The sequence below is a fragment of the Bacillus sp. AG4(2022) genome (assembly GCF_031844465.1).
GTDB classification, from domain to species: domain Bacteria; phylum Bacillota; class Bacilli; order Bacillales; family Cytobacillaceae; genus Bacillus_AB; species Bacillus_AB infantis.
The window spans coordinates 79,457-93,819 of record NZ_JAUZVH010000007.1; the positions used below are offsets into that span (position 1 = coordinate 79,457).

Sequence of the window (14,363 nt, forward strand, 5' to 3'; positions counted from 1 at the left end):
CAATATTAAACTGGCTCTCTTATAATAGTAATAAATAGTTTGAGCAATATTGAAGAAAGGAGAAGAATGATGATTGAATGGGCTCAATCTGCCAGTGCTTTCTGGCAGTATGTCGTTATTTTTATTTTCTCAGCTGCCCCCTGGATGGACATTTCCATTGTGGTTCCGCTTGGAGTACTTTGGGGGCTGTCACCCTTTTGGACAGGAGTCCTGGCATTTGCCGGAAATCTTCTGCTGCTCATTTTGCTTGCCATCTTTTTTGAGCAATTTTTTCAGTGGAGGAATAGAAGGCGGGAGAAAAAAGGCGCAACCGGCCCCACAAAAAGAGATAAACGTTCACAGCAGCTTTGGGAAAAATACGGTATCCCGGGCCTCGCCCTTCTCGCACCGCTATTGGTGGGGACTGATATTGCTGCCGTAGCCGCTTTTTCCCTCGGGGCTTCCCGTTCCCGGGTTCTTGCCTGGATGAACGTCAGCCTTGCTATGTGGACAATCGTGTTTGCGGCTGCTTCCGCCTATGGGGTCAGTTTGCTGAATTATATCTAAAAATTCATTATATTTCGTGCCGCAGCTTTACACGGTAGTGCAGCATAGATTTCGGTACACCTCTTAGTTCAAAGATGCCATTGTAAGTCAGCTCCCTGATCCGATACTCAAGGTAGAATAAATTATTGTCCTGCAAGTTTTTATCAGTGACAGCTCCAACTAGGGTACCCGCTTTCACAAAGCCATCTTCACTATCAGCTTCTATTTCTTTTATCGTTTCCACGATTAAGCTGTCAAAATGGTCCTCTTGAACGGAGACAATGTTTCCGTTCTCCCATATGCGCAAAACAGAGTGTGTTCGGGCAAGTTCTTCCCACTCACTCAATAGCTTTTTACGGTCCTTTTCGCTCAGAGGGGAAGTTCCTTTGCCCCTTTCAAAAATAAGCGGGAGATTGTCAGGCTCTATTTGACTTGTATAATGGGCAGGCCCTTCATTCTTTAAGCCCATTTCTAAAAAAAGGCCAGTGGAATTAATAACGAATATATCACTATTCATTTCTTTCAGCAGAGTCATCATATAGCGGAGATTTGTCTGCTCATCCGCATTTTCGCCTGCCCATATATAGATGGGCACTTCTTCAGGGATATCAGCTATTTCCAGGAGCATATTGTCAATTTTCTGATCCAGTTCAAAGTCTTCTATTTGGTAGTTGATATGGTCAAACATCCAGTCAGCACGATGTTTTTTCCCCTCTTCAGTATCCAGTTTCCATAGAGGCCCAATGCCAAGATGTTCTATCTGGCTGATTACTTTCTCCCGCTGAGGCAGCATAACCCTTATGCTGCCGGCAGCGGATTCTGATGGTGCAATATGGACTGCGGTATATGATGGGCTTCTCCGGGTTCCTGTTTCTTTTTTATGCTTCTGAATCGCCCTGTTGATTATTTTGATCATTTTATAGTGATTTTCAAGACTCATGAAATAACCACGGCCTTCCAGAGGCTGATGGTTTTCATGATAGAAATCAGAGAAATCCTCCCCTGGTGCCATCTCATAAGTCTGCTTCTCCAGTTCACGGAAACTATTGGAATCCAGAAATTCTGTCCTATTTATTTTGTAGACAAAAACAACATTCGGCTCAGCATAGAAATAAACAAAAGGAAATCGGATTCTTGTAGACATTCAGTCACTCTCCATTCCTGCAGCAGTATGGTGAAGATGCCATTCTTCCCCAAGAATCGCATAATAATATTCATCCCGCCATCCTTCTCCATGCGGAATGCACTTTTTGAAAAACCCTTCTCTCCTCATCCCGATTCTTTCCATTACTTTATAGGATGCAATATTTTCCGGCTGGCAGGTAGCAATGATTCTGTGGAGATTCTTTTGTTCGAACCCGTGCTTTAAAACAGCAGATGCTGCTTCAGATGCTAATCCCCTGTTCTGGAAATGTGGGTTCATTACCCAGCCGATTTCATAGGTATGTGTTCCAAAATAGGGATGAAAAACGATATGGCCGGCGAGCTGACTGTTTTCTTTAACAATGACTGGGTAGTTTCTGGCTTCAATCATATTTTCCTTTACAAACTTCATGGCAGCTTCTTGATTTAAAACACCTTCCGGCATATACTCCATGACTTGTGCATCAGAGGTATAAGTATAAAATTCCCGCCAGTCCTCCTCTTGAAAATCCCTGATGATCAGCCGTTCTGTTTCTATATACATTGATTATGCTCCTTTGTATTCAGATCAACTGACAATATTCGGCATTTTATAGAGGAATTCCTGCTGAGCTAATTTGTTTTCTTTATTTGAAGATGCAAACTGTTTTTCAGTGAAAGGACTTTAATATCAGACTAGAGATGCAGCTTACCCTTTGAGTTATGGCAGCAATATTTCCCGCGCTTCGGTATGTTCTCCATCCTCTCAGAAGATAGTGTCATAAATAAAAAAAGCCCCGCATGCAAAATTGCGGGGCCTTACTGAGCTTTACTTTTCCCAATGTTCTTTAATGAACTCATCACGCCCTGATTTTTCTCTGTCTTCCTTGTAATGGGCGGAATTTTTCTTATAATAGTCCTGATGATAATCTTCAGCCGGGTAAAAGGTTTCAGCAGGCAGCACCTTTGTGACAATCGGCTTGCTGAACTTTCCGCTTTCCGCAAGCTTATTGCGGGCGGCGATTGCTTTGTCCCTCTGAGTTTCATTATGATAGAAAACAGCAGTCCGATACTGGTCCCCGCGGTCATGGAACTGGCCGCCTTCATCGGTAGGATCTATTTGCTGCCAGAACAGCTCAAGCAGGTTTTCATATGGAAACACCTCAGGATCAAATTCGATCTGGACGACCTCATAATGGCCGCTGTCCCCTTTTTTCACATCTTCATATGTGGGATTAGCAGCATGCCCGCCGGTATAGCCGGAAATGATGCTATGTATTCCGTCAAATTGATCGAAAGGCTTGACCATGCACCAGAAGCAGCCTCCAGCAAAAGTTGCCAATTCTTTTCTCTCTGTCATTCACAAATCACCTTTTCTATTAAATATGAGAAGCTTTTCTACCAGTTTACCACCTCCACTGGCTTTTGGATATTCTCATGTTCAGTATAAGAAATTTTCACTGGGCAAATGTCCATTTTCAAAATTCCCCGCCATAATTGCGGGCAACTGCCCTCCTTCTGCATAGCATACAGAGAAAAAGAGACTGGAGGCTATGCAAATGAATCCTTATATGGCAATTCCTGAATATGCATATCAGCAGCATGATGAAAGGTTCCTTCCCCTTCTGGCAGTTGGTGCAGCTACCGGCGGGTTCGGTTTTGGCCGCCCTGGATGGGGCTATGGCGGGTATGGCTTTGGCTACGGCCGTCCCGGATGGGGCTATGGCAGGCCAGGCTGGGGATATGGACGTCCTGGATGGGGCTATGGTTTCGGACGCCCCGGCTTTTGGTATTAATTAAAATAGGAGAAGCATGCAAAGCAGATGTTTGCATGCTTCTTTTTTCAGACATACTTCTTAAAATCATATTTCTCGAATGCTTCTTCCCCTGTTTCCATATCCTTTACTTTATACTGGTTATTAGAGACTTCTTCTTCTCCCAGCAGAATTACTTTCCTGATGTTTTCCTTGTTAGCCCTTTCAAGAGCCTTGCTTATTTTGCGGCTGCCCAGCTCCAACTCTACTCTCCACCCTTTTTCGCGCAGATACTGTGCAAGAGCAAGGGATTCTTTTGGCGTATTGATTGGAATGATAAAATAATCTGCCGTACTTTCCCGTTCAGTCCAGGAAAGGCTTTGGCTGACTGCGGTGAAAATGGCATCCAACCCAAACGAGATTCCAACAGTCGCAACTTTTTTTCCGCTCCCTATGAAGCCGCCGATTGCGTTATCATATCTGCCACCGCTCCCTATGCTTGAGGCAAGCGATCTGTCCGTGAGGAATATTTCATAGATCGTGCCTGTGTATATGTCCAGGCCTCTTGCTAAAAAAGGATTAAAAACCGCTTTCCGGCTGGAATTCAAATAGTTTAGATAACCTTCCAGCTCCTTCAATTCCTGCAATCCTTCTTTTAAGTGGACGTTTTTATCCTCCATTTCCTCATAGTAGGCAAGTTTTCCAATGTTCTTGTCAGAAATAAAGCCCGCAATTCTTTGAATCGCTTCGTACCCGATTCCCTTTGCTGCCAGTTCTTCAGAAACCTTCTGCCAGCCTGCTTTTTCCAGCTTATCGAGCACAAGGATTGCCTCATTGCGCTTCTCTTCCAGCACCCCGAATTCCTGCAGCATGCCGGAGAGCAGCTTGCGGTTATTATATTGAATTGTAATATCGAGGCCAATCCTCTGAAAGGCATCCAGTGCCATTACCATCAGCTCGGCTTCAGCAAGCTGGGAATCTGCCCCTGCTATATCAACATCACACTGTGTGAACTCGCGGAGACGCCCTGTCTTTATCGGGCCATCTCGGAAAACTCTGCCGATTTCATACCGCTTGAAAGGAAGCCGTATTCCAGGATTCATGGCAGCTGCTTTTGCAAATGGGATAGTCAAATCATACCTTAAAGCCAAATCTCTGCCGCCGCGGTCAGACAGCGTATACATCTCCTCAAGAATCTCTGCTCCCCCGCCATACTTAGAAGCGAGAAGTTCAGTATAGTTCAGAATCGGGGTTTCCAGCGGTTTGCATCCGTATTGAATGAATACATCCTCCAGTTCTCTTTGAATCCTCCGTCTTACAATCTCTTCTTCAGGCAAATAATCTTTAGTGCCTTTTACATTTTGATAATTCATCTTTTTCATCAGCGATTCCTCCAGATTAATTTTTAGAGATCATCCTCATCCTTTTAGAAATACAAAAAAACCGCACTCTTTTAAGTGGACACTTAAAATAATGCGGTTCATGATTAATAGCCTTCCTATTTGCGATTTTTTAAAAATCGATAGCAAGGCTAGTTTTTATGATGATGGTTTTGTGAAAATGGACAACAGCTTCTATCCGGCTGCATAAGGATCACCTCTAATTTCCATATAATGTAGCATAGAGGAATAAAAATATCAACCGGATTTTAATGGCGGATATAAAAAACGGCGGATGCACTCACCTTCTATGATAAGATCTGCAAGAAAATCAGAAAAAAGGGCAATCACTGCCATTATGCCGGCAGCATCCTTATGTGAGTACATGCCCGCCAGATCTTCAGGCGTGATAATAACAGGATAAGGAAAGTTTGTATGGACGAGCTGCCTGGCATGCTCCTTAATGCTCCTGGACCTCAGTGAAAACTCATCAGAAGATACATACTCTTTCATCCCAGACCAGACCGGCTGCAGAAATTCAGGATATAAAGCAAGTGCGCGGTAATCACTTGCAATATCATAGCTGTGCTTCACAGTCATAATATCCCAGAGTAACTCCTTTTGCCTGCTGTCAGCTTCCGGAAAATCGATCAGCCGGATGGATGGCAGTCCCGGTAAAATTCCCGGCTCTATCAATCCACCTGACAAGGCCACGCCCTTTATCGGCCTGTACCCCAAACTTTCCTGCCAGGCCAATGCAATCAAAAGAAGCTTGGGATTAACATAGTTGAAAGTAAATACTATTTTTTCAACTTTTTTCAGACGCTCCATACCCATAATACTCGCCCAGTCGTACCGTTCAGGCACGAAAGAAAGGGACGGTTCTCTCAAACTTGCTGCAGCCCTTTCTGCACTCATGGTGAGCATGCTGGAACGCACCTGCTGCCACCCTGTATAAAGAAATTTTTCGTATTGTGCCAGCGCCCGGAAGATAAAATTGATAATGGGCACCTTTAAAACTTGCTTTATATCACCATACAGCACCTTAAGTGAAGCTGAAGCGCTTTCCTCAAAAATTTCCGGAATGCCGAATTGTATTTTTTTCAATGTAGCCACCGTTTCCTTTTTCATTAAACATATGCTTAGAGAAACGGAATATGTAAGAACAGAAAACACTTCTTCCCAAGGCTTTAAAAGGGTGTGGATCACAGGATGCTGGCTGAAGAGGTCGGCAGACATAAGCAAAAAATAGAGCTGCCTTTACAGCAGCCCGTTTAAAGCCCTTCCTTCTTCTCGCTTTCACGCCTTTTCCTCGATTCATGGTAGGCTTCATGCCGGAAATGGAGGATAGGATCTTCGCTGCATTCAATGCCTTCAGGTAGAATGGTTGGATCAAAAAACTCTTCATTTGAATCTTCGAGCCTGCGGTTGACCGTCAGCTCCCCAACCGCAATCTTTTGCCTGTCTCCCGGCCATAGCACTGTAGGATCATCTGTCGGGTCATCTTTTTCTCCCAGCTGCACAGATAATGTAAAGCGGACTGGACCTTTTGCCAGCCTCTCATCCAGCTCTGTTTCGAGGTATGTTTCCCCAAGATGGCCGGCTGCTTCTTTTTTTGTATACATGCTGACCCCTTCTTCCGGCTCCCAGATGAATTTAACTGCCTGCCGTCCTCCCTCCCCGGTGGTGAGGTAAAAGGCATGGATAGAATAGTAAGGAGCTGCCGCATAGCTTGCAGGCAGTCTCACCTCCTGGATCAATTCAATGAACGCCTTGCTTTCAGGAAAGTCTTTAGCAATGCCTGCTAATGATTTAGGATCAGGCTTCCCCTTTCGGATAGAGGCGAACAGCTCGATGATTTTGGTGAAGGATTCAGGCGTTTTCGCAAAGAACAGCGGAACTGTCGTGCATACAAGGTTTGTAACGTCTTCGTCAGGCAGCTGGAATTGAACTGCCATTCCTTTAGGAGGAGTCAGGGCATCACTGTGTCCAGGATTTGTTGAGCTGTTGGAAAAACGGACGATAGCCGGCACCTCGCCACCCTGCAGATGAGGGGCAGACGTTAAATAGGCGGCTTTTCCGTTTGGCTTAAAAGTTCCTTTATAGGAGCTTCCCCGTGCATGCGCCCTTTTGCGGCCAGGGAACTTCCCGGCTGCTCCTTCAATACTGTCTATGGCACGTCCGGCAAGATTAGTATTTTCAATGCCATCCATTGGTTGGCCCCCTTTTCTCTTATTGATTACTCTATTCTTCCCCTGACCCGGCTACCAGAAACAAATGGGTGTGTGTTTTTTAAATGACCATAAGGAGTACTGAATAGCCGGCAAGGCCGATGCAGAAGGCCGCAAAGCTGCTTTCCCGCTCTTCGGGAAGCTCTTCCTTCAGCACATTCAGAACAACTCCTCCGGCCAGGAAAGCGACAAGGATTGAAATGATCAGGTCATGGACTTCCATAAAAGCTCCGATCACCCAGCCGAGCATAATTGCTGCAGTCAGGAGCTTGCGGCCGTATTTGTCATAAACTTCCCGGTGATCCCGCCTTAGCCCCCTGTCATTGGTGATGAAGTGAATGCTTAAAGCTATAAAATAAAAAAACATGCCCCAAGGGCTTTCAAATTCCTCGCGGATGAGGAGATAGCCGATGATGCTGTTGTAAATAAAAAAAGATCCGATGTGAATCCAGAACACGCCTGCCGAAGTCTGATTTTCCGTCTTGTCTTTCTTCTTCTTTTTAGAAACCTTCACAATCCGTTCAAGGCCATAGAATATCGCCAGCCCGATCATGGCAATCAGATAAATATGATTCTCAATATATTTTCCAGCATCCGTCCCGATCGAATCCTCCAGGCTCTCCTGATAGCCATTCAATTCCGGGAGCAGGTGCAGGAACACATAAGCAACGGCAATGCCGCCGGCTATGGAAAGGATTCTGCTCCTTGGGGTTTCTTCAATAAAATTCATATATTTTGAGGAGAAATGGATGAGCGCAAAACCGATGGCAAAAACCATGCTGAGCCAAAAGAGCATAAGATCATTCCTTTTTGAGTTTGGTGTCTGTTTCGGGACGGCAGGTTTGCTTGGATCGGCGCCGCTGCTGAAAATGTGAATTGGTAGAATATTTTTTGAAATGGTAGATTATCTGCTGAAAACGGTAGATTATCCTGCGAAATGATTGTATTATTTGCTGAATTGATTGAATTAACCGCCGAATAAATTAAAAAGCCAGCTGCACCTATAAAAAATCCCAATAAGATACTAGATTTATCACAAACCACAAGCTTCCCGAAACCTAATATTCCATAACCTGACTCCAGACAGCCTAAACACCCTTCTTTACGCAAAAAAGAGCAGCTTTCTGCCGCCCTTTCACTTCATCTGCTTATTTTACCGGTATCCAGAGCTCAGAATAGCAGTACGGGCTGTAAGGGTCATCGTCATTGTAGACTTCCAGCTCTGGTGTCCCAGCATGCTCGTACTGGTTGGAAGGGAACCACTCTGAGAAGATTTGCTTCCAGGTATTCTGCATAGCATCAGGCATCTCACCATGCACCTCGAAAACAGCCCATTTGGAGGCAGGAATGATCAGCTCTTCTAATCCTTCCGGCTTCCCGCCTTTGCACTCTGCCGCAATCCAATAGTCCATCTTCGGCTCTCCGGTCTCACCCCTTTTATCGACACAAATTCCAAGAACATGTTCATTCAGCGTAAAAAGGATTTTATTGATGCCGTCTTCATGCACCTGCTTCCACATTTTTGGAATGCCTTTGAAATTCTCACCGTTTTCCATGGAAAATTCCTTTCTGATCCCTGCCGCTGTAAAGCTTTCTTTTTCAATGATTTTGTACTTCATTGGTTCCGCTCCCTTCAAGGTTACCTGTATGACCAGGCGATTATAGGCGTTCAGCTGTCCAGCCTTTTTCCGCGCATCTGTTGGTGTCAGCCCATGCTGGCGGCGGAAGGCTTTCGCGAAAGCCTCGGGAGTGTCATAGCCATATTTCAGGGCGATATCGATGACCTTTTCATCTGATGTTGTAAGCTCCTGCGCTGCTAGCGTCAGCCTCCTCTTCCGCAGATATTCTCCAATCGACATATCTGTCAGTACCGAAAATGTCCGCTGAAAATGGAAGGAGGAAGCATTTGCCTCCAAGGCAATATCCTCAATTGAAATATCATCCAGAAGGTGTTCCTCCATATAATCGATCGCTTTCTGAAGCCCCTCAGCCCATCCCATATCGCTCACTCCTTGCTTTTATAGTAGCAGTGGAATCTCGCCTGCTCCTGTCAATTCCTGCTCTCTGCTGACAGAGACTATGTTCCGTCTTATATAATTCGCGGCCGCCCTTCCAGTACCTTTTTTTCAAAAAAAAGAAACCCTAAGGTTCCAACATAGTCTATCTTCTTGACCAATGTCCTGCATCCACCGATGTTTCTGCCAGTTCAAAGGTTGTTGCATAGGGCTTGAAATCAACATGCTTGTTGACAGCATAAAGTTTATCCGGAACACAAAGAAACAAAAGCAGGGCATGATGATGGACGAAACGGTCAACATCCCTTGCAGCCTCCAGCAACCTGGACCTGTCGGTTTCTGCTGACATTTTAGCATATATCTCCTCAAACTCATTGAGAACAGGTCCGGTACGCAGCGATCCGTCACGGCCGAGTAGCTCCCGGTGAAAATAAGCAGGTGTTCCTTCGTAAAACAGCGCGGACGCTTCACCAATAAAAATGTCCCATGGAGGATTGAACTTCTTTTCTGCAATCAGGCGCCTCCAATATACTTCCTGTTCGGCAGGAAGTATTGAATATTCCACCTGGATGCCCAGACCATTCTGTATTTGTGCTGCCGTGGCCTTCAATAGCTTTTGGTGTTTCTGGAAAGATGCCATACGGAGCACCCGGCCGCTGGGATAGGCACCTTCAGCCAGAAGAGAACGCGCCTGCCCGGGATCAAAAGGGAATGGTTTGAGCTCCGGAGGAAAATCTTGTGCAAAAGAAGGTGTCAAGGCTGGCGGTGCCTCCGCAAACCCGTTATATGCGTTTTCAATCAGCAATTCACGGTCCAAGGCTAGATTAATGGCGAGGCGGAGGGACAGACTGTCAAAATTTACGTTCTTACGATATCTGTTGAAAATCCCTGCGACCGCTTCGTTTCCATTAGAAATGACAAGCCTGGCATACTTGGAAGCCACTGTTCCTTCCGCCTCATCGGGAGAAAGTTCAGTCACAATATCCACCTGACCTTCTGTGTTTTTGCACAGCTCCAGTGCCTGCTCTTTCGTCAGGTCGTTCCGAAAAACGGCTTTATCCAGCTTTGGTCCCCGGCCGCGATTATGATAAGCTTTATTTGCATCCAAGATAACATAGCGGGTCCTTTCCTCCATTACTGTCAGCCAAGCAGCCGCAAAAGGGGCATTCTCAATTAACGCTGGTATATTTTGAATCGAAGAATATCCTTCTGATAAAACAAATGGTCCGGTACCCCACGGGCCGGGTGCATCCAGCACTCACCAGTGTCCTTCTCCGCTGCCAAGCTTAAGGTAGCCAAAGCCGAGAGTATCCCAGAACCTCCTGTTTGCCAGATGGGCTGCACGCAGCTTTGCCGGAGCCAGTCCATCCGGATCGGCAAATTTCAGGAGGACCGTATACTCATCTTTTACTTCCAGTGTGAAAGGAATAAAGTTCAGGAAGGTTCCCGGAGGGTGTGGAGCTTGCCATCTGGACAGCTCGTGTAAGCTCTCCTGTACAGTTAGTGCCGATAACTTCTCTCCATTCTGAAACTTCACTCCTTCCTTAATCCTGAGTTCAAGCACATTCTCACTGTGCCAGTGATAATCCGCCAGATTCGGGACAACCTTCCCTTCCTTGTCAGCCCGGACCGCCTCCTCCATAGTATTGAATAAAATATACAGCCAATTTTGGGGAGAGGAATCTGCCACATAAATCATCCCGGCTGCTTCCTTTTTGCCTGTTTGCAAGCTTTTCATCGTTGCACCTCTTTGCTCCTAAAGTATCATTCTGGGTATAGAATATGCTTTCCTGGCGTATTTGCCCCAATTCCTAATACGCAAAAAAGGAGCCTTTTCGTGGCCCCTTTAGTTCTTATGTCTTCTATATATTCACCGCTCCCATAAATAAAGGCTTCAATCTTTTCCTCGCCCTGTACAATCTAGTTTTTACTGTACATGGCTTCAGGTTAAGCATCTCTGCAATCTCTTTTTCCTTCAGTCCCTTGCTTGCTTTGAGGTGCAGGATATCTCTGTAGCCATCCCCTAGAGTATTAATCGCCCGATTGATCTGCGCCTCCATCAGCTGGGCCTCTACCATGCTGTCAACCGCTTCGCTATTAACATTCCCCAGAGCTTCGATTGCCTCTAATTCCATAGGCTGGCAGCTTTTCTTCCGTTCCCTGCGTACAAAATCAATTGCTGTTCTGGCTGCAGTAACAGACAGCCATGCTCCCAGCTTCTCCTTGTCTATAATGGTGTGTGCCTTATTAAGTGCCTTAATGAATGTTTCCTGGACAGCATCTTCGGCTAAATAAGAGTCTCTTGTAATAGAATAGCTGATATGAAAGAGCCTTTTTTTATGAGTTTCATATGAATTTGCTATTTCTGCCCCAGTCATTTTTCCACCCCTTACTCCTCCAATGGCAGTATAAGAATCACCTTGAAAAGATCGCCGTCAGTCCCGATTTCAAGCTCTCCTTCATGTAAATCAATGATCGATTTGGCAATGGCCAGCCCCAGGCCTGATCCATCAGTATGGCGTGATTCATCTCCCCGTTTAAATCTTTCCGACAGCTCTTCTGCGTTATCATTAAGCTCATATTTGGAGACATTCTTGAAAGTGATTTCCGCTTTTCGGCCCGTCTCCCGGATAGAGATATACACACGGCTGTTTTCCAGTGAATACTTCAGGATATTGCCGATCAGATTATCAAAGACCCGCCAGATTTTTTGTCCATCAACCATAGCATCCAGCGGTTTGTCAGGTTTTGTGACCCGGAAATTCAGGCTTGATCCCTGAATCATTTCATCATATTCTCCTAGGGACTGCTGAAGAAGCTGAACAAGGTCTGCTTTCGTTTTGGCAAGCTCGATATTTCCGCTTGCCATTTTGCTTACTTCAAACAGATCCTCAATCAAAACCTTCAGTCTTTGGGATTTGCGGTCTATGATTTCAAGGTACGCCTTCCTCTCATCCGCCTCGATGCCTTCCTGCTTCAATAGCTCTGTATAAGTGATAATCGACGTCAAAGGAGTCCGGAGATCATGGCTCACATTCGTGATCAGCTCTGTTTTCAGGCGCTCGCTCTTGGCTTCCTGCTTCTGTGAAGTCCGCACCGCTTCCTTCAATAGATTGACATTGGCAGCATGGTCAGCCAGGACAGATCTCCCCGCAACTTCCAGATCCGGACCCAGATTTCCTGAAGACAATTCCTCCGTATATCGGACGATGCGGTTAAAATAGCCGATCTTTCTTACAAAGCTCATTGCAATCCGCGTGCCCAGACCAAAGAGAATGATAAGATACACAATGATAAATATTGGATCTATAAGAATGATGATGGAAAGGGCTCCCATAGCAAACACGAGGATGAACATGATGAGCATTTTGGTGCTTGTGCTCCATTGTAAAAAGGCATCTTCCAAAGCTCTTTTGGATTGTGTATAAGCACTTTTGAGAACACTTCCTCCTTCATGGAGAAGACTCTTTTTCCATTCATTTTGGAATCGGTTTCCGTCCCTCACTACAGCTAAAATATAGAAAAACTGCACCAATGCCAATCCCCACAAGACTGTTCCAGCTATAATAAATGCAATCAGCTCCAGCCTGTCATACGGGACTTCTATCCAGTTTCTGACGCAGTCTATAATGACAGGCATACAAAGTGATGCACCCAGGGCAGAAAGCAGGAAAAAGAGAATTCTGGTATCGATCGGCAGCTTATTATAAAAAGGCACCCATTTTCCCATTTCGGTTTTTAATGCCGCAGATCTGCGCGTGACCATTATCCAGAGAAGGAAAGCAGCCATACCAGCGGCAGCCATAATTCCAAGTACCAATTGATTTAGCTTATAAGCTTGGCTTTCATAATAAAATGAATTTGAAGGCCCTATACTGGAGGCAACAGCAATTTTCCCTTCATAATCGCCAATGGCATTCAGAAGGGGATCAATCATTTCAGTTTCATGGGGCAGAGTATAGAAAAATGAATCTGGCCCCACGTAAAAATTTGTTGCAAACTGCACTTCATCTCCACGGAAATACTCTTCTGCTGTCTCACCGCTTTTTAAATCAACATTTGTAACTACCTTTCCATTCTGGTCATTTTTAAAATAATACAGAAAGTTCTTTTTAACCGTTTGATATTCTTCCCGGTACTGTTCCCTTTGTTTGAAAAGCGCTTCAAGCTTTTCTTCCTTTTCCTTGACCACCTTAGGCCTGACATGGTCATCACTTTGAAAATTCTTTGTAATGTCAGCGATTTTTTCATCTCTTTCCTTGATAAAACCTTCTTCTGCTTCAATATTTCCGGAATCGGCCGCACCCATAATGACAGCTTCGTACTGTGCATTGATATTATCTATCTGTGCCGGCAGGGAACCGTATCTCGTCCGATGTTCCTCAATTTCAGCGTCTGATACCGTTATGGCCTCTTTGGCTTCCGCTAAGTTAAGATCATGCAGCTCAAACATGCTTAAATATCCGGCTGCTTCATTAACTGAATACATGAAAGAATCTGAATGAAAAAAATCACGATGAGAATAATTGCTTGCTAAAAGAAAAGCTGAAAGCACCCCATTGATGAAAATGGTGAACAAAAGTGCCCATACGCCAATCATCAGCCTACCTTTCCATCTTGTATCCAACTCCCCAAACCACCTTTAAATATCTTGGATTTTTTGCATCGATCTCTATCTTTTCACGTATTTTCCTGATATGTACGGCAACCGTATTTTCTGCATTATAGCCCGGTTCCTTCCAGACCAGTTCATAGATTTCCTGGATGGAAAATACCCGGCCGGCATTAAGCATGAGCAGCTCTACTATTTTATATTCTATCGGTGTAAGCTTGACAGGCTCGCCATTAACCTTGACTTCCTTTGTTTCCTTTTCAAGCGTCAGGCCATTCAGATCCACGACTTTTCTGATGCCTTCAAACGTCCCGAATGACACATATCTTCTCAGCTGTGACTTAACCCTTGCGACCAGTTCCATAGGATTGAAAGGCTTGGTTACATAGTCATCAGCCCCGACCTGCAGCCCCAGGATTTTGTCGGTATCCTCGCTTTTCGCGCTCAGGATGATAATCGGGATATTCTTTTTCTCCCTGATTTTATAAGTTGCTGAAATGCCGTCCAGATTCGGCATCATCACATCCAGGACGATCAGATGGATCTGGTGTTCATTGAGCATCTCGAGCGCTTCAATGCCATCGCCCGCCTTCAGCACCGTAATTCCTTCGTTTTTTAAATAAATTTCAATCGCGTCCCGGATCTCTTTTTCATCATCTACCACAAGTACATTATAATTTTCCATTCCCCTATTCCTACCTTCTTAGCAGCTGCTTATGTATCTA

14 protein-coding genes and 1 pseudogene are annotated in these 14,363 nt (G+C 45.0%); 2 read left to right on the plus strand and 13 right to left on the minus strand.

Annotation, left to right across the window (positions count from 1 at the left end; translation table 11 throughout):
- The first annotated feature begins 69 nt into the window (after positions 1–69).
- On the plus strand, positions 70–546 hold the full coding sequence (locus tag Q9R36_RS18670) for a small multi-drug export protein (protein WP_311225778.1): 477 nt from the start codon (positions 70–72) through the stop codon (positions 544–546).
- A 7-nt stretch (positions 547–553) separates the two neighbouring features.
- Here the strand turns inward: Q9R36_RS18670 and Q9R36_RS18675 are convergent, their stop codons facing one another.
- The 3 genes from Q9R36_RS18675 to msrA form a co-directional block, all read right to left on the minus strand.
- A complete protein-coding gene (locus tag Q9R36_RS18675; RefSeq protein WP_311225697.1) occupies positions 554–1,669 on the minus strand; it encodes a DUF1835 domain-containing protein in 1,116 nt (371 codons plus the stop codon).
- Positions 1,670–2,212 (minus strand): GNAT family N-acetyltransferase, encoded by a 543-nt coding sequence (locus tag Q9R36_RS18680; protein WP_311225698.1) that lies wholly within the window; start codon positions 2,210–2,212, stop codon positions 1,670–1,672.
- Between the two features lie 264 nt (positions 2,213–2,476).
- Positions 2,477–3,007 (minus strand): peptide-methionine (S)-S-oxide reductase MsrA, encoded by a 531-nt coding sequence (gene msrA / locus Q9R36_RS18685; protein WP_009793331.1) that lies wholly within the window; start codon positions 3,005–3,007, stop codon positions 2,477–2,479.
- Between the two features lie 265 nt (positions 3,008–3,272).
- Here msrA and Q9R36_RS18690 point away from each other — a divergent pair.
- Positions 3,273–3,437, plus strand: a pseudogene (locus Q9R36_RS18690) (hypothetical protein); the annotation flags it as partial.
- A 53-nt stretch (positions 3,438–3,490) separates the two neighbouring features.
- Here the strand turns inward: Q9R36_RS18690 and Q9R36_RS18695 are convergent.
- The 10 genes from Q9R36_RS18695 to Q9R36_RS18740 form a co-directional block, all read right to left on the minus strand.
- A complete protein-coding gene (locus tag Q9R36_RS18695; protein ID WP_311225699.1) occupies positions 3,491–4,783 on the minus strand; it encodes a histidine--tRNA ligase in 1,293 nt (430 codons plus the stop codon).
- 255 nt (positions 4,784–5,038) lie between these two features.
- Positions 5,039–5,887: a halocarboxylic acid dehydrogenase DehI family protein gene (locus Q9R36_RS18700; RefSeq protein WP_224950626.1), complete on the minus strand. Its 849-nt coding sequence runs from the start codon at positions 5,885–5,887 to the stop codon at positions 5,039–5,041.
- Between the two features lie 167 nt (positions 5,888–6,054).
- On the minus strand, positions 6,055–6,993 hold the full coding sequence (locus tag Q9R36_RS18705) for a catalase family peroxidase (protein WP_009793327.1): 939 nt from the start codon (positions 6,991–6,993) through the stop codon (positions 6,055–6,057).
- 79 nt (positions 6,994–7,072) lie between these two features.
- Positions 7,073–7,807: a membrane protein gene (locus tag Q9R36_RS18710; RefSeq protein WP_009793326.1), complete on the minus strand. Its 735-nt coding sequence runs from the start codon at positions 7,805–7,807 to the stop codon at positions 7,073–7,075.
- 352 nt (positions 7,808–8,159) lie between these two features.
- Entirely contained in the window at positions 8,160–9,011 is an 852-nt protein-coding gene (locus tag Q9R36_RS18715; RefSeq protein ID WP_311225700.1) for an effector binding domain-containing protein, read from the minus strand.
- A 160-nt stretch (positions 9,012–9,171) separates the two neighbouring features.
- Positions 9,172–10,284 carry an ABC transporter substrate-binding protein gene (locus Q9R36_RS18720; RefSeq protein ID WP_129612639.1) on the minus strand — a complete coding sequence of 371 codons (1,113 nt, stop codon included), beginning with the start codon at positions 10,282–10,284 and terminating at the stop codon, positions 9,172–9,174.
- Positions 10,285–10,764 carry an ABC transporter substrate-binding protein gene (locus Q9R36_RS18725; protein ID WP_009793323.1) on the minus strand — a complete coding sequence of 160 codons (480 nt, stop codon included), beginning with the start codon at positions 10,762–10,764 and terminating at the stop codon, positions 10,285–10,287.
- A 124-nt stretch (positions 10,765–10,888) separates the two neighbouring features.
- Complete coding sequence (locus Q9R36_RS18730) at positions 10,889–11,404, minus strand: RNA polymerase sigma factor (RefSeq protein WP_311225701.1); 516 nt, start codon at positions 11,402–11,404, stop codon at positions 10,889–10,891.
- Positions 11,405–11,415: 11 nt separating this feature from the next.
- On the minus strand, positions 11,416–13,626 hold the full coding sequence (locus Q9R36_RS18735) for a sensor histidine kinase (protein ID WP_483861650.1): 2,211 nt from the start codon (positions 13,624–13,626) through the stop codon (positions 11,416–11,418).
- Positions 13,627–13,630: 4 nt separating this feature from the next.
- Positions 13,631–14,323 carry a response regulator transcription factor gene (locus Q9R36_RS18740; protein ID WP_148949303.1) on the minus strand — a complete coding sequence of 231 codons (693 nt, stop codon included), beginning with the start codon at positions 14,321–14,323 and terminating at the stop codon, positions 13,631–13,633.
- Positions 14,324–14,363 lie beyond the last annotated feature (40 nt).